Below are 25,747 nucleotides of genomic sequence, written 5' to 3' on the forward strand. Positions count from 1 at the left end.
TAAAACTACACGACATACACATATTAAGTTGTTTAAGATTTTGAATATACTGCATTCATGTTGAAAAACGACGCTGTAATATTGGTCAAAGACCAAGGAAATACAAATAATTTATGAAACTTCAATCGTTAGCTTGTGCAGTTGCAATTGCAACTGGCGGATTTTTCTTTTCCCACGTCATGAATCAAGCCATTGCCGCAAATAATACTGTTGCCGTTGCTCAATCTATTCAGCCCACACAAGAACAAGCTTTGGTTTCGCGCCAGTTAGCGACGTTGGTGGATCGTCAACATTATTTAAATATGCGATTAGATGCAGATACCTCTAATCGAATTTTAGATTTCTATCTGGACAGTCTAGATGCCGATCACTCACTGTTTTTAGCCCCTGAAGTTGAAACGTATAAAAAGAACTATGGTGCAACTTTTGGCGCTGCGTTAAAGGCGGGTGATTTGTCTGGGCCGTATTTGATTCATGCACAATATCGTGAGCGCTTAAAACAGTTCTATAGCTTCATGTTGGCAGAATTGAAAAAGCCACAAAATTTAAAACAAAGTAATGTTTATATTGAAACTGATCGTGAAAAGGCCCCGTATTTTAAATCTACGCTTGAGCAACAACAGCATTGGAAAAATATGTTGGTGTCGCAGCTGATTAACTTAAATATTAGTAAAGAAGAAGAAGCAGCCAAACAAAAAGCCCTCAAAGCCGATCCAGCTTTGGCCAATGGACAAGATTTAACCAGCCCAGAAGATTTAACACCGGTACAGACGCTAACCAAGCGTTATACCCGTCAGCTTGAACGCATTACCCGTGTTAAAAGCGATGATGTGCTCGATAAAACCTTAAATGCCATGTTGCTGACCTATGATCCGCATAGCAATTACTTCCCACCGGTCGATGCAATGGAGTTAAACCGTCAAACCACGTTGCAATTAGAAGGCATCGGGGTGTCGATTCGTCCGGAGCGCGGCAATGAAGATTACACCAAGATTGAAATGATTGTAGAAGGTGGTCCGGCCAGTAAATCTGGTCAAATCAAATCTGGTGATCGTATTATTGGCGTGGCACAAGATGGCGATAAAATGGTCGACGTTGTTGGCTGGTCAAGCAATGAAGTAGTCGGTCTGATTCGCGGTAAACGTGGTACCAAAGTAAGTTTGCGTTTACTCGGTGCCGGTGCATCTATGGGGCAAGCGCGTACGGTCAGTTTGACCCGTGATGTGATTCAAGAAGAAGATGCGGGTGTGCGTTCACGTACAGTAGAGATTAAACGTGATGGTAAAAAACATAGCTTTGGGGTGATTGAAATCCCATCGTTTTATTTGAACTATCGTGCACGCCGCGCCGGTACGGATTATCGCTCGGTCTCGGAAGACACCAACAACGCCTTAAAAGCCTTGGCTGCGAAAAACGTAGAAGGAATTATTATTGATTTACGTAATAATCCGGGTGGCTCTTTAGAAGAAGTCGCACGCATGTTAGGTCAAGTGATTAAATCTGGCCCAGTGGTGCAAATTCGTGACGGTAACGGCAATGTCAGCGTCTTTGAAGATGATGATGGCGGTGCACAAACCTATGCTGGCCCACTTGCCGTGATGGTGAACTTGGCATCGGCGTCTGCTAGTGAAATTTACTCGGCTGCCATTCAAGACTATGAGCGCGGGATTGTGATTGGCAGTACCACCACCGGTAAGGGCACAGCACAAGTACAACTGGATACATTGGCGTATGGTCAAGCGACGTTAACGCAGCGTAAATTCTATCGTGTAACGGGTGGCAGTACGCAAAATAAAGGCGTGGTCCCTGATATTAAGTTGGTGGATATCTATAACGAAGATTTTGGCGAACGTAAGGCCAAGAATGCGTTGAAATGGGACACCATTCCGACTGCGCCGTTTAAGCGTGAAGGTGTCGTACAGCAATATGTGCAACCGCTGGCACAAATGTCACAACAACGTGTGACTGCCGATGCGCAATTTAAATATTTGGAACAGCGTAAAGCGATTGCCAAAAAAACCGATGAGCAAAAACGCGTGGTGTTGAATATTGATCTGCGTAAAGCAGAGCTAAATGCCTTAGAGCAAAAAACGCTACAGGCTGAGAACCAGCGCCGTGCTGTCATGGGGCAAAAGCCGTATCCAAACTGGGAAAGCTACCAAGCTTCGCTTGATGCATTGATTGAAGAGCGTTCAAAAATGAAAGTAGCGAAACGTCCTGTTTTGCCAGAAGAAGAAGCTTTTGTAACTGAATCGGCCAATGTTTTGTTGGACTATTCTAAATTACAGTCCGCGAAACCTGCGGCTCAATAAGCTGTTTGAAATCAGCGCACATACGCCGTCATTAAAAAAAACCAGTCAGACGCTCTGACTGGTTTTTTTATATCTCACTGTTTTAATTGTTGAAGTTAAAGCAGCGCTAAAGTGGGCTGAGGTACGTGTACTCAATTGGGTGAGTTCAAGATGACTATAGATTTATCCTCATAAATTTTAAGATGGCTGTGGCGCTATTGATCCAAAGCATCGCGATTCTTGCATAAGCTTTGTGACGATTGATCAAGTTTAGTTCATTTCAAAAGTTGGATGATCTGCTACAATATCGGCAAATTTTATATTGATCAGTTCTGATCTTTTTACGCTGCCTTTCTGCAGTAGGTATCTTTCATGAGTTTTAAAGACGAATTAGTCAAACAGGTAAAGGCGCGTAGAACTTTTGCCATTATTTCCCACCCCGATGCGGGTAAAACCACCATGACAGAAAAATTGCTGTTATGGGGTAAAGCCATTCAGGTGGCGGGTATGGTAAAAAGCCGCAAGTCAGACCGCTCGGCAACTTCTGACTGGATGGAAATGGAAAAAGAACGTGGTATTTCAATTACCACGTCAGTGATGCAATTTCCTTATAATAAGCACGTCATTAACTTACTCGACACCCCCGGACACGAAGATTTCTCCGAAGATACCTATCGCACCTTAACCGCAGTAGACTCTGCATTAATGGTGATTGATGGTGCAAAAGGGGTCGAAGAGCGAACCATTAAATTAATGGAAGTGTGTCGTATGCGCGACACACCTATTATCTCTTTCGTTAATAAAATGGACCGTGAAATTCGCGAACCACTTGAATTGCTAGATGAAATTGAAAATGTCTTAAAGATTCGCTGCGTACCCTTGACGTGGCCAATGGGGACAGGTCGTGATTTCGCTGGTGTTTACAATCTGTTAGAAAATAAGTTTTATGTATATAAAGCTGGTTTTGGTTCGACCATTACCAAGATTGAAATTCGTGATGGCTATGACTATCCCGACCTACGTGAAAAAGTTGGCGATTTGGCCTTTGCAGCCTTTGAAGAGTCTTTAGAGTTGGTGCAAATGGCCAATGATCCGCTGGATCGTGAGCTCTTTTTACAAGGCAAACAAACACCGGTATTGTTCGGAACAGCTTTGGGTAACTTTGCCGTCGACCACGTGTTAAATGCTTTTATTGATTGGGCGCCTGAACCGAAAGCGCATCCGACCAAAGAGCGTACGGTTGAAGCAACCGAAGAGATGTTTACCGGTTTTGTGTTTAAAATTCAAGCCAATATGGATCCAAAACACCGTGACCGCATCGCCTTTATGCGTATTTGTTCAGGCAAATATGAAAAAGGTTTAAAGATGAATCATGTGCGTTTGGGTAAAGATATTCGTATTAGTGATGCATTGACCTTTTTGGCGGGTGAACGTGAACAGCTTGAAGAAGCATGGCCCGGTGACATTATTGGTTTACACAACCATGGCACCATTCAAATTGGCGATGCGTTTACCTCGGGTGAAGATATTCAATTTACCGGTATTCCACACTTTGCGCCGGAAATGTTCCGCCGTGTACGTTTAAAAGATCCGTTAAAATCGAAGCAACTGCAAAAAGGCTTAAAAGAGTTGTCAGAAGAAGGCGCAACACAGGTGTTTATGCCGCAAATCAGCAATGATTTGATTGTGGGCGCCGTGGGTGTACTACAGTTTGAAGTGGTGGCTTATCGTCTTAAAGAAGAATACAAAGTCGATTGCGTGTATGAGCCTGTAAACATCCATACCGTACGCTGGGTCGCCTGCGACGATGAAAAGAAATTCAATGAATTTAAGAAAAAAGCCCATGATCAATTGTCGATTGATGGCGGTGGACATTTAACCTATTTGGCACCGAGTCGGGTCAATTTACAGTTGATGCAAGAGCGCTATCCGGATATTCAATTCCGTGCCACGCGTGAACACTAAGGATTAAGAAAAAACAAAACAGCTTCTTTATGAGGCTGTTTTGTTTTGTAAAAGCCTGTTGATTATTTATTATTTTTAGCAAAAGAGTGCGAGCATGAACGGCAAAATAGTGGCTACATCCATCATGGTCTATGCGCTGATCCTGAGTGCCTGTGATGCTTCTAAACAAGACACTCCAGAAAACGCGTCAGCAAATCCGGTGGCAGCAATTTTTAAAGCAGAGGGTGCTGAGGTATTGCCTTATTTAAGCATTCAAGAGCAAGCTGCAAAAATTGCCTTACCGTTTTGTGAAACTAAAAACTGTATTGATATTAATATTCAGACCGTACAAACCAAAGATAGTTGGTTAAACAGCTGGATTGCCACAAGCCAAGCACAGGTCATTCAAGATCAGATTGGGCTAAAACAAAATATGAGCTTGCAACAAGCCATCAACGCCTATGTGAAAAAGTCCGATGCATGGCAAGCTGAGTTTTCAAAAAATAAAGCCTATGCCTTGTCGATGTATACGCGCATTGCCTATCAACGCAATCAATACGTGTTGATGCAGTTGGGAGTCAATACCCAGCAAGAAGGTGTTCAGGTCAAGGATCGTTATTACTTTTTTGTGGCCGATCGCAAACAGCAAAAGGGCGTGGCTTTGTTGGAATTGGTTGGCTCTAAACAACAAATCAAGATGAATGATATCGTGCAGCAAGCCTATCAAAAATGGTTAAAACAACAAAGTGCAACCGTCAAACAGCATGCACCGAAAAAACTCTATTGGGGCCAAGCCGATTGGTTCTTTGATCAAGAAGGCATAGGTCTGCATTATCGAACCCATGAAATTGTACAAGATGGTACGCAATTGGATATTTACTTAACCAAAGAACAAACACAACAGATCTTGAAACCAGCCGTCTATCAGCATATGTTTTAAGAGATTGTGCTATAGCATGAGAATAGAAACGAAATTCATTTATCTGATAAAAAGGTACAGGTCCAAGCCATGCTAAACCATAAAATCCTCTTGACCACCAGTATGCTGGCCGCAGCCATTGCCTTAAGTGCATGTCAACCCAAACAGGCCGAACCCAAAGAAGAGCCTGTGGCTAAAACTCCTGCTGTGGTAGAAGATCTCAGTTTAAAGTTAATTGGCGACAGTGAGAAGCTCAGCTTGGCTTTACCTGAATGTGATGGCAACAGTTGTCCCGATCTTTCAATCAGTCGACTTTCCAGCAATCAGGCCTTTATTGATGAGGTGATTGATGAGGAAATTCTAAAGAAATTGGCACAGATTTTAGATGTTTCCCCGCAAAATCTAAATGCTGAAGCAGAGCAAGCCGCCTCTGATGCTGTAGCCTCTGAACCGGTAGTAGCGCAAAGCAAAGCTCAATTGGCCTTGGCCAGTGTAGAAACACCGAAACAAAAAATAGAACAAAAAGTTGCTCCTTACTTGGCGAATTTTTTAGCTTTGGATAAAGAGCTCAAAGCCTTAAGTGCCAATCATCAAATCAGTTTAATGATCAAACCGAGAATTTTAAATGCCGATCTGCCATTGGCAACGGTGGTGCTCAATGCCAGCAGTTACTTAGGTGGCGCACATGGTTCTTCTTCACAGCGTTATTATAATTTTGATCTTAAACAGAAAAAACAGGTTAAATTAAACGATATTATTGCTCCGAATCAAAAAGCCGCTTTACAGCAAAAAGCGCACGAGGCCTTTAGAGCATGGATTATTGAATCTAAATTGGCCGATAGTGTAGAGGAGTATGAACAGGCGTGGAAATTTAGTCTGTCGGATAATTTCTATTTATCCAACCAAGGCTTAATTTTGCAATATGCAGAATATGAAATCGGGCCGTATGTGGTTGGCTTACCGCGCTTAACCCTGCCTTATGATCAGTTGCAAAGCATCCTTAAGCCAGCGTATTTACCACAACCTCAGCCCGATGCCGCAGCACCTGCCAGCGCAGCGCTTGTGCCGAACGCTCAACCTTAATGTCGCCACGCTTATTTGACACGCATACTCATTTTGATCTGGCCGATTTCGATCCTGATCGAGACGCCTTGGCCATTGCTGCCAAAGCGCTTGGGGTTGAACGCTTGGTTTTAATTGGATTTGTGCAGTCACGCTTTGCCTCGTTACTGCACACTCAGCAGCGCTTAAATCAATTACCCTATGCTCCACAGAGTTATTTAGCGCCGGGTTTGCATCCGTTTTATATCGAACAACATCAGTGCGCGCATTTAAGTGATTTAGAAGCTTTATTAAGGCATCAAGAGTGTGTCGCGATTGGTGAAATTGGTTTAGATACTTTTTTAAAAGCGCATAAGCAGCCGGAAATTTTTCAAAAACAACAAGATTATTTTTCTGCCCAGCTTGGCTTGGCACAAGATTTTCATAAACCGGTACTGTTACATATTCGTAAGTCACATGCGGAAACGTTGGCGCTCTTAAAACAGCATCGCTTTAAGTTGGGCGGGATCGCACATGCCTTTAGCGGAGGTGTCGAAGAAGCCAAAGCTTTGATCAAAATGGGCTTTAAAATAGGGATAACCGGACAAATCACCAATCCACAAGCCAAAAAATTACACACTGTGGTGCAGGCGGTGGGGGCGCAGCATTTGGTTTTAGAGACCGATTGTCCAGATATGACTCCATTGTGCTGCCAACAACCTGAGCAGCCGCGTACGCGTAATACGCCGGCCAATCTACCGCATGTGTTGACCGGCTTAGCGGCGGCGTTACAGATGAAGCGTGATGTTTTAGCCGCACAATTGTGGCAAAATTCACTACAAGCTTTACAGCTTGAAGATTAAAAAAACTTTTTAGAGTATCTTTTAAGGATCAGTTTGGTTTGTACCCGATTCTTATCAAGTTAAGGGGCTGGCTATAGCGCGGTTAAAAATGCTGAGTCTACAATGATAAGAGCGGCTAGCTAGGCATGTACTTCGTCTACAAAACTAAATTTTCTATGCCTTAGATATGTTTATACTCTTTTAAAAATCTAAATTAAAAAACAATGAGTTGATTATGCAAAGTAACAATCCTATTTTAACCCGAGTGGACACGCACAGTGGCTTCGGCGAAAGCATGACTGTACAAGGTGCGATTCAAAAATCTGTGCTATTGACCGTGATTGCCGCTGTTGTGGGTTTATCACTGTTCTTTTATAGCTTCCTGACCTTAAATTTATCCTTGGCCTATGCGGGGGCGATGGTGGGTGCAATCGGTGGTTTTGTTTTGGCACTGGTGGCCACTTTTAAACCCAATACAGCACGCCTCTTGGCCATTCCTTATGCCTTGTTTGAAGGTGCTTTTTTAGGCGGTATTTCAGTTATTTTTCAATTGAAATTCCCGGGTGTGCCGTTACAAGCTTTACTGGCCACTTTTGTTACCACCTTGGTGATGTTTGCCTTATATCGTTTTCAAATTATTCGTGCAACGGAAAAATTTAAAGCCGTGGTGCTGTCGGCTTCCATTGCCATTGCCATTGTGTTTATGGTGCAAATTGTCATGCGTTTGGCTTTTAGCAGCAGTGTGCCTTATATTTTTGAAAGCAATTGGTTGGGCATCGCATTTGCCGCTTTTGTTGCCGTGATTGCATCATTAAATCTGATTCTTGATTTCGACTTAATTGAAACCTCTGCCGCAGAGCGTGCGCCAAAAGCCATGGAATGGTTATGTGGCATTGCGTTATTGGCCACCTTGGTGTGGATGTATTATTCGTTCTTACGTTTACTCAGCTTGTTACAAGGCGATGATTAGTTGTTAAAAGCTCGATTTTGATTGAAATGAAAAAATGCTCTCAAATTATGAGGGCATTTTTTATCGCTTTTACATAAGCCCTGAAAAAAAGATGCATTATGCAATGTCGTAAATGCTTCAGAGTTGGCATTATGCTTGTAAATTATATTGAGTGAGATTCACATGGCACAAGGACTATTGGCAGGCAAACGCTTTTTAATTGCTGGTGTGGCCAGCAAGCTATCGATTGCATTTGGTATTGCGCAAGCTTTACATCGTGAAGGTGCAGAATTAGCGTTCACCTATCCGAATGAAAAATTAAAAAAACGTGTAGATGGTTTTGCTGAACAATTTGGCTCTACGCTGGTTTTTCCTTGTGATGTGGCGATTGATGCTGAAATTAAGCAAACCTTTAGCGAATTGGCCAAACATTGGGATGGTTTAGACGGTGTGGTGCATTCCATTGGTTTTGCCCCAGCACATACTTTAGATGGTGACTTTACCGATGTGACCGACCGTGAAGGTTTTAACATTGCACATGACATCAGTGCTTATAGCTTTATTGCCATGGCGCGTGCTGCCAAACCTTTGCTTAAAGTCCGTCAAGGCTGCTTGTTAACATTGACCTATCAAGGGTCTGAACGTGTGATGCCAAACTACAACGTAATGGGTATGGCCAAAGCATCGTTAGAGGCGGGTGTCCGTTATTTGGCATCAAGCTTGGGCAGTGAAGGAATTCGCGTTAACGCGATTTCAGCAGGGCCGATTCGTACCTTGGCGGCATCGGGAATTAAATCTTTCCGTAAGATGTTAGACCTGAATGAAAAAGTAGCGCCACTGAAACGTAATGTCACCATTGAAGATGTCGGCAATGCCGCATTATTCTTATGTTCACCATGGGCCAACGGCATTACCGGTGAAATTATGTATGTCGATGGCGGTTTTAATACTGTGGGTATGAGTGCTGATTTAATGGCAGATACTGAATAAGAAATTTTTTGCTGATTTTATGAGCTAAAAAAGACCGCAAATGCGGTCTTTTTTTACTTTAAGCGATTAAGCTTGGCCTTCAGCTGCGACTTGCGCGCGTTGCATATTGGCTTCAAATTCAGCATCAAAGTTAATTGGGGTTAACAACAATTGCGGGAAACTGCCTTTGGTCACCATGTCATTTACGGCTTCACGTAAGAATGGGAACAAAATATTGGGGCAATAAGCGCCTAAAATATACGGAAGGCGTTCTTCTTCTACGCCATCAACCAAGAAAATACCCGATTGAGTCACATCGACAATAAATGCAGTATCACCCGCATTGTTGGCTTGTACGACCACCTGTAATGCCACTTCATAATGCGTGTCATCAATCTTTTCTGCAGAAGAGGACAGATTAATATTTAATTCTGGCTGCCATTCTTTGGTAAAGACCTGTGCCCCAGGAACCTCAAAAGAAATATCTTTGGTGTAAATACGTTCTAGCGCCAATTGTGGCTGAGCTTGTTGTTCACTCATTCTTTAATCCTTAATATGAAGAGGTGACTTAAATAGCGGGTTAAGCTAAAAGTTCGTTGAGTTTTCCTTCACGCTCTAGAGCATAAAGTTGATCGAAACCACCGATAAATTGGTCGTTAATGAAAATTTGTGGCACGGTACGATGATTGGTACGCTGCATTAATTCAAGGCGTACTTCCGGTGCTTCTTTTGACAGGTTAATTTCTTTATATGCCACACCTTTACGCTCAAGCAGTTGCTTGGCGCGAACGCAATAAGGACATACACTTGTTGAGTAAATGGTTACTTCAGCCATTGAAAATCTCCGAGCAAATTATTTGCTTTTAATGAGCGGTAAGCCTTGAGCTTTCCAATTGTTTACACCACCGTCTAAACGATAGCTGTCGGTATGACCCACTTGTTGTAAAGCGGTACCTGCGATTTGTCCAAGATTACAAATGAACACCAACGGACGGTCTGCGGTTTTTAACTCTTCAATATGGCTTGTAAGTTGGCTATATGGAATGTTACGGCTACCACTGATATGGCCTTCACGAAAGTCTTTTGCATCGCGTAAATCAATCAACATCGCATTTTTAGCTTTGACTAATATGCCTAAAGATTGTGCTGAAATCTTACGACCATTGCGTTGTCCTTCTAAGACAAAGAACAACACAATCAACACCCCAAGTGTTCCAAATAAAAAGGGGTGATTCCCCATAAATTCCAACCAACGTTCCACAAGTCACCTAATTTACAATTTTAAAATTGCGTAGAGTATAGCTCATAAATATGGCGATCAAAATCGCCGCTTCAAGGGCTAAGGGTTAAGAAAAATCAATTTTTTTGCTGTGCTTCGGTAATTTCATCGGTTAAACGTAAATAACTGTCTAAACGACGCTGTAAAATTTCACCCGATTGTGCTGCCAAACGCAGTGCACAGAGCTTTTCATGCTTATGGGTACAGTTGCGAAATTGGCAATGGCCGAGTAAGTTTTCAATTTCGGGAAAACCGGTTTGCACTTTGGCGGCATTTAAATGCCATAGACCAAACTCACGAATTCCCGGAGAGTCAATCAGTGCTGCACCTTCACCAAAAGCAATTAAGCGCGTTGAAGTGGTGGTGTGCTGACCCAGTGCTGAGTTTTCTGAAATAATATTGGTTTTTTGCGCAGCATCCGGCACCATGGCATTAATCAGTGAGCTTTTCCCGACACCCGATTGACCGACAAAGGCCACGGTTTCACCGGCCAAACGCTTTGCCAGTGTGGTTAAATCACCATCAGATTGAGTTTGAATCACTTCATAACCTAAGGCTTGGTATTCTTGCATCAAGTTGATAATCGGGTCATGTTCTTGAATAAGATCGGCTTTATTGAGCACCAAAAGGGCGGGAATATCGGCATCAGCACAAGCTACGATATAACGGTCAATCAGACTGGGTGCCACTTCAGGAAATGAAGCAAAAACAATAACAATTAAACTGACATTGGCCGCCACCGGTTTGACTTTATGATAACGATCGGGACGCGTAAGTAACGAGTGTCGGGGATGAATGGCGGTAATAATGCCTAAACCGGTATTCGGATCAGCTTGCCATTTAACGCGATCGCCCGTGACCAACGCTTCTAAGTTGGTACGTGTATGACAACGCCAAACGCTACCGATATCAATCGGTTTCCAAAAAGGATCCGGTTCACCGTCTTTGACCTCAGGTTTAATCGGATGCTCATCAGGCAGTGACAGGGCTTGAACTTCAAGTTGACGACCGTAGTGCTGCACTACCAAGCCCTCTAAATCACTTGAGGTGTCGAGTTCTTCTTGACGTGTTTTCTGTTGTTTCTGAATGCGGCGTTGCTGCTGTTCAGTTAAACGACGTTTACGAATTAAAGCCATTCATATCCTAAAAAAAACCATACACTAAGGATGGCAAAAATAGCATGAAGCGGGGTAGGAGTTACAGCCAAGTTGCAATAAATTTGCTACTATAGCCCTTTTTAAGCCCAATAAGATTGCACATTTATGAGCAGCACGCCTGATACTCGCTTAATTTGGATTGACCTTGAAATGACAGGTCTCGATACCGATAACGACCAGATTATTGAAGTGGCCACCATTGTCACAGATGATAACCTAAATATTTTGGCGGAAGGGCCAGTGCTTGCCATTCATCAGCATGATCGTGTGCTCAATGCGATGGATGAATGGAACACCCGTCAACATGGCCAATCAGGGTTGGTGGAGCGCGTACGCCGCAGCAAGTTAACCGCACAAGATGCGGAACAGCAAACCTTAGATTTCTTAAAAAAATGGGTGACACCAAAATCATCACCAATGTGTGGTAACTCTATTTGCCAAGATCGTCGTTTCTTGCACCGTTTAATGCCAGAAATGGAGCAATTCTTCCATTATCGTAATTTAGATGTTTCTTCGGTAAAAGAGTTGGCAAAACGCTGGCGTCCAGAGATCATGAGTGGCTTGAAAAAGAATGCTTCGCATTTGGCCATGGATGATATTCGAGATTCAATCGTCGAGTTAAAATATTATCGTCAGTATTTCTTTATTACCAATAAATAATACGTTATGAGTTTCAATTAAAAAAAGAGGCTTGGGCCTCTTTTTTGCTGTCTGAAATAATATGCCAAAGCGCTGCATGTTCAAATGTATGCAATCTTATCCAGATGACTGAGCAGATAGATGGTTTAAGCAAGAGAGAATTTGATAAAATGGCTGGCTATTTTTGAGATGCTAAAGAAGCCATGACCGATCTTGTTCAAGATGATGAATATGAACGCCGCTTTGCCGGAGTAGAAAAAATTTATGGCGATGAGGCCTTTATTCAGTATGAACACAGTCATGTGATGGTGATTGGCATTGGGGGGGTGGGTTCTTGGGCCGTGGAGGCCTTGGCGCGCACCGGCATTGCTGAGCTGACCTTGGTCGATATGGATGTGATCGCCGCCTCTAACATTAATCGTCAATTGCCGGCCATGAGCTCGACTTTGGGCCGAGAAAAAATTGAAGTCATGGCAGAGCGCTGCTCTTCCATTAATCCACGGATGAAAATCAATCTGGTCGATGACTATTTAACCCCTGACAATGTTGCCCAGCTGCTCAGTAATCCCCCAGATGTGGTACTGGATTGTATTGATGACGTGAAAGCCAAATTGGCCTTAATGCTGCATTGCCGTTTTAATAAAATTCCCTTGATTGTCTCCGGTGGTGCGGGCGGTAAAATAGATCCGCTTAAAATTCGCGTCGCAGATTTATCCAAAACCGAACAAGACCCGATGTTGGCAAAATTACGCAGTCAGTTGCGCGCCAAAGGCATTTGCAAAAAGAGCAAAGAAAAGTTTGGCATTACCTGTGTTTATTCGATTGATAATCCATTTTCCAGCGCTGAAGTCTGTGCAAGTGCTGGCTTACGCTGCGGCGGTTATGGTTCAGCCGTGGTGGTGACCTCAACGTTTGCGATGATTGCGGTTGCAGAAGTACTGAAAAAAATCGCGCTGAAAAAGCCCAAGCTGATCTAACCCAAAAAAATTATCGGTATTTTAAAACTGAAACTCGATACGCTGTAGCGAGTTTTTTGATCTCTATTTTATTTCCTGCTCTAAATAACTCATTTATATTTTTAAATTGATTGCATGTAGATGGATACCAAAAATCAAGCGGCTTTTTTGTATCCATCGCATTATTTTGTTCTGGTGATTTGTTGTGAGCATTGCGCGTATCTTGTATAGAACAAATGTATGAATTCAGTAAGAAGCGCGACGCAAGCATAAAAATCGCTCTACTCTAGAAAAATAATAACGGTCTCACTTTTGCTCAATAAATAGATCTGGATTCAATCTTCATCTCAGGAGAACAATAATGAACAATAGTCAAAATCGCGAAAAATTATGGGCTTTAATGAAAGATGTGCGCTTTTGCATGATCAGTCACGTCACGGAAACCGACGAATTACACTCACAACCGATGACGATGCTCAATTCTGAGCGCATGAATGAAAGTCAAAATCTGTATTTTTTATTAAAAGATAACAGTGCCATTGCCCATGCCATCAGTGCCGGTCGCAATAAAATTGGTTTATCTTTTGCCAAACCCTCAGACAGTACCTATGTATCGATCAGTGCGCATGCACAAATTAGTCGCGATCAAAGCCTGATTAATGAGCTGTGGAATCCGTGGGCGGACAATTGGTTTGATGGCAAAGAAGATCCGACAGTACGCGTTTTGATTGCGGAAGCGGTCAGTGCCGAATATTGGAACATCAAAGACAACAAAGTCACGCAGCTGTTTAAAATGTTAAAAGGCAGTGTGACAGGCGAGGCAGGTTTAGATTCTGATCATGAAAAATTAGAGCTGTAATGCAGGTTTAACGCGTTGAAGATAAAAAAAGGACAAGTCACAAATAAACTGGCTTGTCCTTTTTAATGCTTAGAATTGATCCTTTTAATTCATGAACGTATTAAAGTCCAAAATAATAGGCACAGACACAAATAATAATCGTCAATAAAATCAGTTTAATCACATTCGAAGCCCCAACTTTTTGCGGACTACCAATTTTTCGAGATTTTAAATCTTTAGCGCTTGAAGCGATATTTGAGGCACCGTCCAAAGGATTGGCCATGACCACAGGTGTGAGCTGTGCAGATTTATAATGATTGGCCACTTTAACAATAAATTTTGTGCTTAAGTCCTCGAGCTTTTGAGAGAAATGCCGCAAATTGAGTTGTTGTTCAGCAGTTAATTCACTGCCATCGGCATGGTATGGTTGTAGCTGTTTATGCTGAATATAATTGGCCAAGGCCTCTAAGCGATGTAACGTGCTATGGGCATAATCGGCTGAATAGTCTGTTGGCAGTAGCGCTAAATATTGACTGTTGCTTAAGGTTGAATCTGTCTCAGCAGTGATTTTTTCTGCTGCAATGCCGTAATAAGGTGAATCGCGTTGTACAGGTTCATTAAAACCTTGACTTAAGGTGCTGTTAAATAATTCATTGTCAGTATACAGCTGAATATCATCCCAATTTGGGGGCTGCAAATCGGCTTCTACTTGTTTGGCCAGTTTAGGACTTAGCTCAAAGCGCCAAAAGATTTCTTGTCGTGCTTGCGCCTGTTGCGACCTCGGGATGTCATAGTCTTGATCTGCGCTATACCATTCCGCCAATTCTTTGCCCAAAATCCATGCGGTTTTCTGCTGTTGCTTATGGCTCACAATAAAGTGCGCAATCGGTAAAAGTTCCACATTGGCATTGGGATTTTTTTCAGCACTTAAAATGCTGGAGCTGTGCAGGCTAATGCGTTGCACGCCTTGTTTTTTTAGAGCTTCAAGCCAAATTTGAAAATGTTGTGCCAGCAAATGTTGTGAGCTCAGATCACGAAAACTTAGACTATGCCGATTAAAAATAGAATGGTTCAGCCAATGCTGAAAGCTTAAATTTTGTTGTAAATACTCATTGCCATAGGTCACCAAAGTAAGTTGTTGTTTCCAAATTGGATCGAGCGCCATCGTGATTGATCTCATGAATATTGGCTTTATCTTATACTTTTTATAAATCTAGATGCCAATCTAATTTTTAGCGCATAGGGAACTTCATCACGGGCCTGAAAAACTGTTAGAATATCGGGTTTTATTATATTTTAAATTGTTGCTTTGAGAGTTAATATGTCACTGGAAGCCTTGACCACTGAAGCGCTTGCTGCCATTGCAGCAGCAGAGGACCTTGCTACACTCGACCAAGTACGAGTGCAATTTACAGGGAAAAAAAGCCAACTTGCCGAGCAATCCAAAGCGCTGGGTAAAATGCAGCCTGAAGAACGTAAAGTATTTGGTGCAGAAATTCACGCCGTTCGTGAAGCGATTACCGGTGCATTAACCACACGCCAAGCGCAATTACAAAAAGTGGCCCTAGAACAAAAACTGGCCAGCGAAATGATTGATATTACCTTACCGGGTCGTGGTCAAACCGTGGGCAGTATTCATCCAGTCACTCAAGTACAAGAGCGCATCTGTCAGTTCTTTACCAAAGCGGGCTTTACCGTGGCCACTGGCCCTGAAGTTGAAGATGATTATCACAACTTTGAAGCGTTAAATATTCCAGGGCACCATCCGGCCCGTGCGATGCACGATACTTTTTATTTTGATGTCAACCATTTGCTGCGTACACATACCTCTGGTGTGCAGATTCGTACCATGGAAACCAGTCAACCGCCTATTCGTATTGTCTGTCCGGGACGTGTTTATCGCTGCGATTCCGATCAAACCCATTCACCGATGTTTCATCAAATTGAAGGGTTGTATGTGGCTGAAAAGACCAGCTTTGCAGAACTCAAAGGTTTGTTGATTAATCTGTTAAATGAATTCTTCGAAGATGAATTAACGGTTCGTTTCCGTCCCTCTTATTTTCCATTCACTGAACCGAGTGCGGAAGTGGATATTATGGATGAACGCGGTCGTTGGTTAGAAGTTTTAGGCTGCGGGATGGTGCATCCGAATGTACTGCAAGCTGCAGGCATTGATCCAGAAAAATACACCGGTTTTGCCTTTGGTTTAGGCGTGGAGCGTTTTGCCATGCTGCGTTATGGCATCAATGACTTGCGTATGTTCTACCAAAATGATGTGCGTTTTTTACGCCAATTTGCTTAAACGAATTTATGATCTCTGCCTGAGCGCTCTGAAAATCCAAGCGACTGTCCGAATGTGCTTCAGGATTTTGCCTTTTTAAATGCAGGGCGTAACAGAGATTTGAAATACTGAAATGATAGGTTTTTATAGACATGAAAATTAGCGAAAATTGGTTACGCACGTGGGTCAATCCCACAATTGACAGTGATACTTTATCCAATCAATTGACGATGCTGGGTTTAGAAGTTGATGAAATGACGCCAGCTGCCAAACCCTTTACTGGGGTGGTAGTGGGTGAAATCTTAACGGTAGAACAACATCCGGATGCGGATCGTTTACGGGTAACCACTGTAAATATCGGTACGACTGAGCCATTGCAAATTGTATGCGGCGCACCAAATGTGTATGTCGGTATGAAAGCACCCGTGGCCACAATCGGTGCAGTATTACCGGGTGATTTTAAAATTAAAAAAGGCCAGCTGCGTGGTGTGGAATCACAAGGCATGCTCTGCGGTGCTTCAGAAATTGATTTAATTGATAAAATTGATGGTTTATTAGAGCTACCGCTTGATGCACCCATCGGTATGGATATTCGTGACTATCTTAATTTAGATGATCATGTGATTGATATTAGTATCACGCCGAATCGTGGTGATTGTTTTAGTATTCGCGGTATTGCACGTGAAATTGCAGTGATTAATCAATTGCCGCTTAACTTGCCGACGATTACAGCGGTTGCTGCCAGCATTGCTGATGAGAAAAAAGTGGCCGTGAGCACCGAGGGTTGTCCGCGTTATTTAGGCCGAGTCATTAAAAACATCAATACCAAAGCTGTGACCCCTTTATGGATGGAACAAGCGCTGGCACGCTCCGGTATCCGCCAACACAGTATTTTGGTGGACATTACCAATTACGTTTTAATCGAGTTGGGTCAACCTTTACATGCATTTGATGCGGCTAAAGTGCAAGGCACGATTCAGGTGCGTCAAGCGCATGCTGCGGAAAAATTGGTTTTACTCAATGAGCAAGAAGTAGAATTAAACCCAGAAATCATGGTCATTGCCGATGATGAAAAAGTCTTGGCTATTGCCGGCATTATGGGAGGATTATCTTCAGCGGTATCAGAGAGCACCACAGAAATTTTCTTAGAATCTGCTTTCTTTGCACCCCTTGCCATTGCCGGTCGTGCGCGCCGTTATGGTTTGCATACCGATGCCTCTCAGCGTTACGAACGTGGTGTTGATTTTGAATTGCCACTGTTGGCTATGAATCGGGCTTCACAGTTGATCTCTGAATTGGCCGGCGGTGACTTTGGCCCGATTACCGTGGTTGAGGATTTGGCGCGCTTGCCACAACGTGATGCCATTACGCTTAAGCAAGCTCAAGTTGATCAATTGTTGGGTTATGCCATTGCTGGTGAGTTTATTGCTGATGCACTACAACGTTTAGGCTGTATTGTGACGGTAACGGCGACCGGTGAGTGGCATGTTGTTCCGCCATCGCATCGTTACGACATGGCCATTTACCAAGACTTGATTGAAGAAGTGGCACGTATTGACGGCTATGACAACATTCAAATTAGTTTGCCGGTGATGGATGTAATGCTGGCCAAGCATCAAGATCAGTTTGAATTGCCCCAATTACGTCAAACATTGGTGACATTGGGTTATCAAGAAGCCATCAGCTTTAGTTTTGCCGATGCCAAATTAGAAAAACAACTCAATCCCGCGGTTCATCCTTTGATGTTGGCCAACCCAATTTCAAGTGAACTGGCAGCCATGCGCTCAACCTTGTTGTCTAGTTTAATTCCTTGTGTGCAATACAATCTAAATCGTCAACAAAATCGGGTACGTTTCTTTGAACTCGGCTTACGTTTTGACTATCAAGATGCACAAAATATTCACGATCTTAAGCAAATTCCAACTTTGGCTTTAATTGCCGTGGGCGCTAAAACCGCAGAATCTTGGCATGCAAAAACGCAAGCGATGGATTTCTTTGATCTCAAAGGTGAGGTGGAAGAAATTTTAGCCGCTGCGCGCGTGCAAGTAGAGTATGTTCGTTCAGAGCGTGATTGGTTGCATCCGGGGCAATCCGCTGAGATTTTAGTTGAGGGTCAATCGATTGGTTACTTGGGCCGTTTACATCCATCTTTAGAAAATGAATTGGATTTGGGCATCACTTGGGTGGCTGAACTGGATCAACAGGCTGTTTTGCAAACTTATGTATCTAATTTTACACAACTATCACGTTTTCCATCGATTAGACGTGATATTGCGCTTTTAATTAGTGATAAGATTAAAGTCAGCGAAATTCAGCAACTTATCGAACAAACGGGTGGAGCGCTCTTAGACTCAACTTGGTTATTCGATGTGTATACCGGTCAAGGTGTAGAACAAGGTAAACGCTCATTGGCATTTGCTTTGTTATGGCAACATCCATCCCGTACACTAGAAGACGCTGAAATTAAATCCGGTATGGATCAAATAATCGAAGTGTTGCAAAACACTTATCAGGCGACATTGAGGGCCTCATGACAGCATTAACAAAAGCAGAGATGGCTGATCATTTAAGTGAGCTTACGAGTTTAAACCGTCGTGAAGCGAAACAAATGGTCGAGTTGTTCTTCGATGAGATCAGCCAAGCGCTCATCTCGGGTGAGCAAGTTAAACTTTCGGGTTTTGGTAACTTTGAGTTGCGTGATAAGCGTCAACGACCGGGTCGAAATCCGAAAACGGGTGAAGAGATTCCAATTTCGGCACGCCGTGTAGTCACATTCCGTGCAGGGCAGAAGTTCCGCCAGCGCGTAGGAAATGAGCAGATCGATTGATCTGCTTTTTTTATTTTAAATTTTTATTATAGATGAATAGAATATTCAATAAGTTGCTAGTCAGCATAGATTGCTCTAAAGGGGCGCTATGTAGTTTAAATGAAGATAGATATCCAATTGTTTAGATTTAGCTTATTTTAGCTGTAAAAAAAGAGAGCCAATGGCTCTCTTTTTTTACTTCATAATCCGTTAGGATTATTGAGCAGGAGTTGCTTCAGAAGCAGCAGTAGCTTCAGCAGCAGCATCAACAGCTACAGCCGCAGAATCAGCAGCTTCAGATGCAGCAGCTTCAGCAGCAGGAGCAGCATCAACAGTCGCAGCAGAAGCAGCAGCTTCAGCTTCAGCAGAAGCTTCTACAGCTTCAGATGCAGCAACGTTAGCATCAGCAGCAGCGTCTTCAGCTTTTTTAGCACAACCAACGAAAGCTAAAGTAGTGGCAACTGCAGCAGCAATAGCGATTTTTTTGAATAACATGGCATCACTCTCTAAAATATGAGATTAAAAGAAACCTTTGTTAGCCTGTTGAGTGCTCTTATTCTTCCTAAAATTTGTTAGGCAGTAACAATGCAGAGGCAGTCTAACTGGTCTGCGAATATGCTATCACTGCGCATTTTGAATTACTACTGGGCAAGAGACGAAAAATGTCGAAAATGAGCTGAATTACGCATATTCTTAACAGAAAATAACAATCAATAGCGTGATTTATATTGGATAAGTACTAAATAACTTACTAAAAACTATAGGTTTTTTTATAGGTTATTTTTAATAATCATAAACTTGCATAAAAAATTACAAACCAAAAGGTTGATTGTAATTTTATGTAATTAAAGTCAACCAAATAAAAAGGCTATCGTTATAGATAGCCTTTTGATAAAAAATATTGATTAACGCAATTTAGCTGGTGGCTTTACGCTTCATTTGATCAAAGAAATCATCATTGGTCTTGGTTTCTTTCATACGATCAAGTAAAAATTCCATCGCTGCCAACTCATCCATTGGATGTAATAATTTACGTAGAATCCAAACTTTACGTAAGTTATCTTCGCTCATCAAACGTTCTTCGCGGCGTGTACCGGATTTTTTAATATTCATCGCAGGGAAGACACGTTTTTCAGAAATGCGACGATCAAGGGTAATTTCTTGGTTACCGGTACCTTTAAACTCTTCGTAGATGACATCGTCCATTTTACTGCCGGTTTCAATTAAAGCCGTCGAGATAATGGTTAATGATCCGCCTTCTTCAATGTTACGTGCTGCACCAAAGAAACGTTTTGGACGCTCTAACGCATGCGCATCTAGACCACCGGTCAAGACTTTACCTGAAGAGGGAATCACGGTGTTGTAGGCACGCGCCAAACGGGTAATTGAGTCGAGTAAAATCACCACATCTTTACGATGTTCAACCAAACGTTTGGCTTTTTCAATCACCATTTCAGCCACTTGAACGTGACGAGCTGGTGCTTCATCAAACGTAGAGGCGATCACTTCACCGCGAACGGTACGTTCCATCTCGGTCACTTCTTCAGGACGTTCGTCAATCAGTAAAACAATTAAAAAGACTTCAGGATTGTTACGCACAATTGACTGGGCAATGGTTTGTAATAACATGGTTTTACCGGCTTTAGGCGGCGCAACAATAATTGAACGCTGACCTTTACCAATTGGGGCAACCAAGTCGACTACACGTGAAGTTAAATCTTCAGTGGTGCCGTTACCCACTTCCATAATCAATTGTTCGGTTGGGAACAATGGCGTGAGGTTTTCAAATAAAATTTTATTACGTGAGTTTTCAGGGGTGTCATAGTTAATTTGATTAACTTTTAATAAGGCAAAATAACGTTCGCCTTCTTTAGGTGGGCGAATGGTACCAGTAATGGTGTCGCCAGTACGTAAGTTAAAACGACGAATTTGAGATGGGCTGACGTAAATGTCATCTGGGCCTGCAAGGTAAGAGCCTGATGCAGAGCGTAGGAAACCAAAACCATCAGACAGAATTTCAAGAACACCATCACCAAAAATTTCTTCGCCATTCATTGCATGGCGTTTTAAGATGGCAAAAATGATGTCTTGCTTGCGGTTACGCGCCATTCCTTCTAGGCCCATAAACTCAGCAATCTTGATGAGTTCGCCAATCGGTTTTTTCTTGAGTTCAGTTAAATTCATAGGTGGTCAGATAGGATCAAAATTCTGGAATACAGATGAGGAAAGGGAGCAACATTCAGCCGCTTGCAGGCAATAAAAGTAACGCAATTGTATTTGCACAATAACAATTCAGAGGTCTGATACATTGTTGAGAAGAAAAAAAGTGTAAAAACAATTTCTATTGCCGAGCGGCGATCTTATGTGTTGTGTCTTTTAAGAAAATGCTGGATTGAAAATCCTTGATTCCTTGAATATGCAATATAAGAGGTAATCGGCTGTTTGTCAATTTATAGAGCAAAAAAATACGCCATCTTAAGACAGCGTATTTAAATGGCTTAAAACCATGCACCAAGAGAGCATTCTATCTGCCTCAATTGAGTGCTTAGGCTCAGCTTAGATATTTTCTTCAATAAAAGCAGTTAATTTCGATTTAGGTGCTGCACCGACTTGTTGTCCGACCACTTCGCCATTTTTAAACATCAACAGCGCAGGAATGTTACGAATGTTGTAGTTTACCGCAGTCGCTTCACACGTGGTTACGTCAACTTTAACAATTTTAACTTTGCCTTCAAATTCAGTCGACAGGACTTCAAGTACTGGCGCAATCGCTTTACATGGTGCGCACCAGCCTGCCCAAAAATCGACCAGTACAGGCACGTCAGATTGTAAAACGTCAGCTTCAAAGTTTGCATCAGTGGTGTTTACGATATTAGCAGACATGGATAAGCTCCAAATAAGATTTTAAGTAAGATAGTTTTATGGCAATAAGTATTACATAGCCGCATTTAACTATGTACTGCGATATGTAAATTTTCAAACATTCTGTGTGCTTTGTCTAATTGATGCTGACGATAATGAGCATCGTGTAGTGCAATTGCAGATATAGAAAGTGCAAAACTCCTGCATTTGCACTGACAAATGACTTTTCAATTATAAGTATGTGAATTACTCTAAGCACAATTCTTATAGGTTTGTTTGAATCATGTCTGATTTTTTGATTGATGAAGAGTTACTTGCTGCCATCGATATGGGGTCGAACAGCTTTCATCTGGCGATTGCCCGTGTAGATCATGGTGAAGTTAAGAAAGTGGCCTCAATGTCAGAAAAGGTTCAGTTGGCGGCTGGTCTAGATGAAAATAAAAATTTAACCGAAGCGGCGCAGCAACGCGGCTTAGCGTGTTTGGCACGTTTTGTGGGACGTTTAAGTTCGGTACAGCCGACGCGTATGCGAATTGTCGCCACCAATGCTTTACGTCAGGCTAAAAATGGACAAGAATTTATTCAAAGAGCCGCCGAAATTCTACCCAAACCGATTGAAATTATTGCCGGTCGTGAAGAAGCGCGTCTCATTTATTTAGGCGTATCACATACCATGGCCAATAGTGGCCGTCGTTTGGTGGTGGATATTGGTGGTGGTTCCACCGAGCTGATTATTGGTGAAGAGTTTGAGCCGATTCATACTGAATCCCTACAAATGGGTTGTGTGGCTTTTACCAGTGCTTATTTTGGCGATGGTCAAATTAATCAGAAAAACTTTGATAAAGCCGTCGTCGCTGCACGTAAAGAACTTTCTGGCGTAGCCAATACCTATAAAGCAGCCGGTTGGGATACGGTAGTCGGTTCTAGTGGTACCATTAAAGCCTGTCGCCAAATTACCGTGAATATGGGCTGGAGTGATGAAAAAGAAAACTTAACCCGTGAAGGTTTAGAGAAACTCAAAGAAAAATTGCTTAAATTTAAACATATCTCTGAAGTAGATTTTGATGGTCTCAAAGAAGATCGTCGAGCAGTTTTGCCAGCCGGCGTAGCCATTTTATATGCGGTGTTTGATGTGTTGGAATTGGATCAGTTGGTCTATTCCGATGGTGCGTTACGCGAAGGCGTGATGTATGACTTGCTGGGGCGTTTTCAGCACGAAGATATTCGTGACCGCAGTGTGCAAGCCTTAATGGGGCGCTACAACGCAGATCCTAAACAAGCTGAGCGTGTGGTTAAAACCGCGCAGCACTTGTTTGAGGGTGTGGCTAAGTCACTGAATTTAAATAGTGAAGATAGTGATTTGCTACGCCGAGCCGCCTATTTACATGAGATTGGTTTGGCCATTAGCCATGGTGGTTATCATCGTCATGGGGCATATTTGTTGCAACATTCAGACATTGCTGGCTTCTCCCAAATTGATCAAAATCATCTTTCGCATTTGGTGGCGCATCATCGTCGTAAGTTACGCAGTGACAGCCGCGTGGATGTGATGAAGGTTGGAGGTAGCAAATTAGTTTACTTAAGTCTATTGCTACGTCTGGCTGTTTTGCTTAACCATAGTCGCAGTGATGAGATGCTTCCTGCCATTGAATTAACGGTGGCCAATGCGCAACAATGGCAGCTTAGTGTTTCTGGCGATGCCAAACAATGGCCTTTGCTTGTGGCAGATCTGCATGATGAACAACTGCAGTTTAAGCATTGGGATATTGAATTAAATATTCAGTCGGAACAATTTATCTATTCATAAGTAATTGGTTAACAATTGATTGTTAATTGAGGGATAAGGGTCGACCCATGAAAAACAAAGCCGCTCAATCTAAAGCATGGACAACCGTTCAAATTGCTCGTCATCCTGAACGTCCGCAGTTCTTGGACTATGTCGGTGAAATTTTCACTGAATTCGATGCTTTACATGGCGATCGAGTATTTGGTGATGATGGTGCCATGATTGGCGGTTTGGCACGTTTTAATGGTCAGCCTGTCATGATTGTTGGCCAACACCGTGGCCGCAGCACACGAGAAAAATTACAGCATAATTTTGGTATGAGTAATCCTGAAGGCTATCGTAAATCCCAGCGTTTACTGAATATGGCTGAACGTTTTAATCTACCGGTATTTACCTTTATTGATACCATGGGTGCTTATCCGGGGGTTGGTGCAGAAGAACGTGGTCAGGCAGAAGCCATTGCCACCAGTCTTGCTCAACTTTCCAGTTTAAAAGTACCAGTCATTGCCACCATATTGGGCGAAGGCGGTTCCGGTGGTGCCTTAGGAATTGGTGTGGCAGATCGGGTGATTATGCTGTCTCACAGTATTTATTCGGTGATTTCGCCTGAAGGTTGTGCCTCCATTTTATGGAAAACGGCAGACAAAGCAGAACAAGCCAGTGAAGCGTTATCTTTGACGGCAGATAAGCTGAAAAAAATGGGTATTGTGGAACATGTCGTGGATGAAGGTGAGGGTGCACATTTACAGCCTGACCAAGTCATGCAAGATCTTAAAGAAGTGTTGCAACAGGTGTTAGCAGAGTTGCAACCAATGGATGCGAATGAGAGATGCGAAGCACGTTACCAACGTTTAATGAAGTTTGGCAGCGACAATTTAGGACTCGCGTCTTAAAACAAATGCAGTGCTTTCCCCCAGAAAGCACTTTGTTAATTGGCTGTAGTGGGGGCATGGATTCCATGCTGCTGCTGCATGTCCTGTCCGCACTGTATCCGCAAAAAATCCGTGCCATCTATATTGATCATCAATTACAAGACAGCAGTGCCGCATGGGGAGCGTTTGTCTCTGCGCAATGTGCTGCACGTGGTATTGATTGTGTGATTGAAAAAGTCGACGTGCAATCTGGAAATTTAGAACAGCAAGCACGCGAAGCACGTTATCAAGCCTACTTAAAACATCGACAAGCGCATGAGATTTTAGTGCTGGCGCATCATCAACAAGATCAAGCGGAAACTTTAATCTTACGGCTGCTATCGGGTGCCGGTGTTGCCGGTTTAAGCGCCATGAAAATCTTGGATGTTCGTGGGCAATTGAGCATTTGGCGACCGCTATTAGATGTTTCGCGTGAACAAATTTGCCAATGGGCCACGCAGCTGAAGGTCGAGCATATTGAAGATCCCAGTAATTTAGATACCCATTATGATCGAGCATGGTGTCGCCGTGAATTGTGGCCACTTTTGCAAAGTCGCTATGCAAAAATGCAACAGGCATTCGCTCGAACCAGTTATTTAATGCAAGATGCCGATGATATTTTACAGCAGGTGTTGGCGCAAGATTTAAGCGCTTGTGGCTCAGATGGAGTGTTGGATTTGCAGGTATTCGCGCAATTGTCTGCTGCGCGGCAACGGCAACTGTTGTCGGCGTGGATGAAAGGGCAAGACAGCTATCGGCCTCATTTTGAGATGGTACAACGCCTGTTCAATGAAGTTATCCATGCAAAAATAGATGCTCAAGCGGCATTGCACTGGAATCAATATTACTATGTTCGCTATCAGCAGCAGCTTTTTCGCTTAAGTGCAGCTGAGTATTTGGCAGAAAAAAATCAATCAGCCGCTACAGTGGTGCATCTGCAATTGAGCTTAAATCAAAAAATTAATCTGTTATCAGGCAGCTATCAAGTGGCACCGGCGCAGATCGGCTTGTCTCACTGTTTGTTGGGAAAAGTGTTAAATGTCACGCAACGTCAAGGCGGCGAAAAAATACATTTATATGCGCGTGTTGGCGCATGGCCGCTGAAAAAGGCGTTACAAGAAGCACAAATTTTTCCTTGGCAGCGTTATACAATTCAAATATTAAGCATAGATAATGTTATGCTTGGCGTCTTTACCCCGAAAGGGTTTTGGTTGGCGCAATCGGACTATTGTGAAGTCGGAGGATGGCAACCGAATTTGAGTTCTTAGCGAATAAAT

At 42.8% G+C, this 25,747-nt stretch carries 24 protein-coding genes; 16 read left to right on the top strand and 8 right to left on the bottom strand.

All coding sequences use genetic code 11. The features are described 5' to 3' along the window. Nucleotides 1-113: 113 nt before the first annotated feature. The 7 genes from SE27_RS04175 to SE27_RS04205 all read left to right on the top strand — a co-directional run bounded on the left by SE27_RS04175 (nucleotide 114) and on the right by SE27_RS04205 (nucleotide 8,976). Nucleotides 114-2,312 carry a carboxy terminal-processing peptidase gene (locus tag SE27_RS04175; RefSeq protein WP_039621139.1) on the top strand — a complete coding sequence of 733 codons (2,199 nt, stop codon included), beginning with the start codon at nucleotides 114-116 and terminating at the stop codon, nucleotides 2,310-2,312. 351 nt (nucleotides 2,313-2,663) lie between these two features. Then, on the top strand, nucleotides 2,664-4,256 hold the full coding sequence (locus SE27_RS04180) for a peptide chain release factor 3 (protein ID WP_039621141.1): 1,593 nt from the start codon (nucleotides 2,664-2,666) through the stop codon (nucleotides 4,254-4,256). A gap of 94 nt (nucleotides 4,257-4,350) precedes the next feature. Beyond that, nucleotides 4,351-5,175 (top strand): hypothetical protein, encoded by an 825-nt coding sequence (locus tag SE27_RS04185; RefSeq protein WP_039621142.1) that lies wholly within the window; start codon nucleotides 4,351-4,353, stop codon nucleotides 5,173-5,175. A 69-nt stretch (nucleotides 5,176-5,244) separates the two neighbouring features. Beyond that, on the top strand, nucleotides 5,245-6,237 hold the full coding sequence (locus tag SE27_RS04190; protein ID WP_039621145.1) for an RsiV family protein: 993 nt from the start codon (nucleotides 5,245-5,247) through the stop codon (nucleotides 6,235-6,237). Further along, a complete protein-coding gene (locus SE27_RS04195) occupies nucleotides 6,237-7,058 on the top strand; it encodes a TatD family hydrolase (protein WP_039621146.1) in 822 nt (273 codons plus the stop codon). Before SE27_RS04190 ends, SE27_RS04195 begins: the two co-directional genes overlap by 1 nt. Before the next feature lie 214 nt (nucleotides 7,059-7,272). Further along, the gene (locus SE27_RS04200) at nucleotides 7,273-8,007 is read left to right on the top strand and encodes a Bax inhibitor-1/YccA family protein (RefSeq protein ID WP_039621148.1); all 735 of its coding nucleotides are present in this window, start codon (nucleotides 7,273-7,275) and stop codon (nucleotides 8,005-8,007) included. A gap of 162 nt (nucleotides 8,008-8,169) precedes the next feature. Beyond that, nucleotides 8,170-8,976 carry an enoyl-ACP reductase FabI gene (locus SE27_RS04205; protein WP_039621151.1) on the top strand — a complete coding sequence of 269 codons (807 nt, stop codon included), beginning with the start codon at nucleotides 8,170-8,172 and terminating at the stop codon, nucleotides 8,974-8,976. A gap of 66 nt (nucleotides 8,977-9,042) precedes the next feature. Here the strand turns inward: SE27_RS04205 and secB are convergent, their stop codons facing one another. The 4 genes from secB to rsgA form a co-directional block, all read right to left on the bottom strand. After that, on the bottom strand, nucleotides 9,043-9,495 hold the full coding sequence (gene secB / locus SE27_RS04210; RefSeq protein WP_039621152.1) for a protein-export chaperone SecB: 453 nt from the start codon (nucleotides 9,493-9,495) through the stop codon (nucleotides 9,043-9,045). A 40-nt stretch (nucleotides 9,496-9,535) separates the two neighbouring features. Beyond that, entirely contained in the window at nucleotides 9,536-9,790 is a 255-nt protein-coding gene (gene grxC, locus SE27_RS04215; RefSeq protein ID WP_039621155.1) for a glutaredoxin 3, read from the bottom strand. An 18-nt stretch (nucleotides 9,791-9,808) separates the two neighbouring features. Continuing rightward, on the bottom strand, nucleotides 9,809-10,216 hold the full coding sequence (locus SE27_RS04220; RefSeq protein WP_039621157.1) for a rhodanese-like domain-containing protein: 408 nt from the start codon (nucleotides 10,214-10,216) through the stop codon (nucleotides 9,809-9,811). Nucleotides 10,217-10,311: 95 nt separating this feature from the next. Then, nucleotides 10,312-11,370: a ribosome small subunit-dependent GTPase A gene (gene rsgA / locus SE27_RS04225; RefSeq protein ID WP_039621159.1), complete on the bottom strand. Its 1,059-nt coding sequence runs from the start codon at nucleotides 11,368-11,370 to the stop codon at nucleotides 10,312-10,314. 126 nt (nucleotides 11,371-11,496) lie between these two features. On the opposite strand from rsgA, the gene orn reads away from it, so the two are divergent. The 3 genes from orn (at nucleotide 11,497) to SE27_RS04240 (ending at nucleotide 13,845) form a co-directional block, all read left to right on the top strand. After that, nucleotides 11,497-12,051 carry an oligoribonuclease gene (gene orn / locus SE27_RS04230; protein ID WP_039621160.1) on the top strand — a complete coding sequence of 185 codons (555 nt, stop codon included), beginning with the start codon at nucleotides 11,497-11,499 and terminating at the stop codon, nucleotides 12,049-12,051. A 182-nt stretch (nucleotides 12,052-12,233) separates the two neighbouring features. Next, nucleotides 12,234-13,007 carry a tRNA threonylcarbamoyladenosine dehydratase gene (locus SE27_RS04235; protein ID WP_039621163.1) on the top strand — a complete coding sequence of 258 codons (774 nt, stop codon included), beginning with the start codon at nucleotides 12,234-12,236 and terminating at the stop codon, nucleotides 13,005-13,007. 340 nt (nucleotides 13,008-13,347) lie between these two features. Continuing rightward, nucleotides 13,348-13,845 (top strand): pyridoxamine 5'-phosphate oxidase family protein, encoded by a 498-nt coding sequence (locus tag SE27_RS04240; protein WP_039621165.1) that lies wholly within the window; start codon nucleotides 13,348-13,350, stop codon nucleotides 13,843-13,845. 100 nt (nucleotides 13,846-13,945) lie between these two features. Here the strand turns inward: SE27_RS04240 and SE27_RS04245 are convergent, their stop codons facing one another. After that, nucleotides 13,946-14,989 carry a hypothetical protein gene (locus SE27_RS04245; protein WP_039621166.1) on the bottom strand — a complete coding sequence of 348 codons (1,044 nt, stop codon included), beginning with the start codon at nucleotides 14,987-14,989 and terminating at the stop codon, nucleotides 13,946-13,948. A 156-nt stretch (nucleotides 14,990-15,145) separates the two neighbouring features. Between SE27_RS04245 and pheS the strand changes: the two genes are divergently transcribed. From pheS to SE27_RS04260, 3 genes are all read left to right on the top strand, one after another. Then, the gene (pheS, locus tag SE27_RS04250) at nucleotides 15,146-16,126 is read left to right on the top strand and encodes a phenylalanine--tRNA ligase subunit alpha (protein ID WP_039621168.1); all 981 of its coding nucleotides are present in this window, start codon (nucleotides 15,146-15,148) and stop codon (nucleotides 16,124-16,126) included. A gap of 131 nt (nucleotides 16,127-16,257) precedes the next feature. Then, entirely contained in the window at nucleotides 16,258-18,639 is a 2,382-nt protein-coding gene (gene pheT, locus SE27_RS04255) for a phenylalanine--tRNA ligase subunit beta (protein WP_039621170.1), read from the top strand. Then, nucleotides 18,636-18,932, top strand: coding sequence for an integration host factor subunit alpha (locus tag SE27_RS04260; RefSeq protein WP_004649746.1), 297 nt, complete (start codon nucleotides 18,636-18,638; stop codon nucleotides 18,930-18,932). The genes pheT and SE27_RS04260 overlap by 4 nt, the downstream gene beginning before the upstream one ends. 195 nt (nucleotides 18,933-19,127) lie before the next feature. Here SE27_RS04260 and SE27_RS04265 read toward each other — a convergent pair whose 3' ends face one another. From SE27_RS04265 to trxA, 3 genes are all read right to left on the bottom strand, one after another. Further along, nucleotides 19,128-19,406 carry a hypothetical protein gene (locus SE27_RS04265; RefSeq protein ID WP_039621172.1) on the bottom strand — a complete coding sequence of 93 codons (279 nt, stop codon included), beginning with the start codon at nucleotides 19,404-19,406 and terminating at the stop codon, nucleotides 19,128-19,130. Nucleotides 19,407-19,826: 420 nt separating this feature from the next. Then, nucleotides 19,827-21,095: a transcription termination factor Rho gene (rho, locus tag SE27_RS04270; RefSeq protein WP_039621174.1), complete on the bottom strand. Its 1,269-nt coding sequence runs from the start codon at nucleotides 21,093-21,095 to the stop codon at nucleotides 19,827-19,829. A 372-nt stretch (nucleotides 21,096-21,467) separates the two neighbouring features. Next, nucleotides 21,468-21,794, bottom strand: a complete 327-nt coding sequence (gene trxA, locus SE27_RS04275) for a thioredoxin (protein WP_039621176.1) — start codon at nucleotides 21,792-21,794, stop codon at nucleotides 21,468-21,470. 262 nt (nucleotides 21,795-22,056) lie between these two features. On the opposite strand from trxA, the gene ppx reads away from it, so the two are divergent. The 3 genes from ppx to tilS are packed head-to-tail and all read left to right on the top strand — an operon-like array spanning nucleotide 22,057 to nucleotide 25,738. Then, complete coding sequence (gene ppx, locus SE27_RS04280; protein WP_039621178.1) at nucleotides 22,057-23,580, top strand: exopolyphosphatase; 1,524 nt, start codon at nucleotides 22,057-22,059, stop codon at nucleotides 23,578-23,580. Nucleotides 23,581-23,627: 47 nt separating this feature from the next. After that, the gene (locus tag SE27_RS04285) at nucleotides 23,628-24,452 is read left to right on the top strand and encodes an acetyl-CoA carboxylase carboxyltransferase subunit alpha (RefSeq protein WP_039621179.1); all 825 of its coding nucleotides are present in this window, start codon (nucleotides 23,628-23,630) and stop codon (nucleotides 24,450-24,452) included. Continuing rightward, nucleotides 24,389-25,738, top strand: coding sequence for a tRNA lysidine(34) synthetase TilS (gene tilS / locus SE27_RS04290; protein WP_081406871.1), 1,350 nt, complete (start codon nucleotides 24,389-24,391; stop codon nucleotides 25,736-25,738). Before SE27_RS04285 ends, tilS begins: the two co-directional genes overlap by 64 nt. The last annotated feature ends 9 nt before the right edge of the window (nucleotides 25,739-25,747 follow it).

It is taken from the genome of Acinetobacter harbinensis, assembly GCF_000816495.1.
GTDB lineage: Bacteria > Pseudomonadota > Gammaproteobacteria > Pseudomonadales > Moraxellaceae > Acinetobacter > Acinetobacter harbinensis.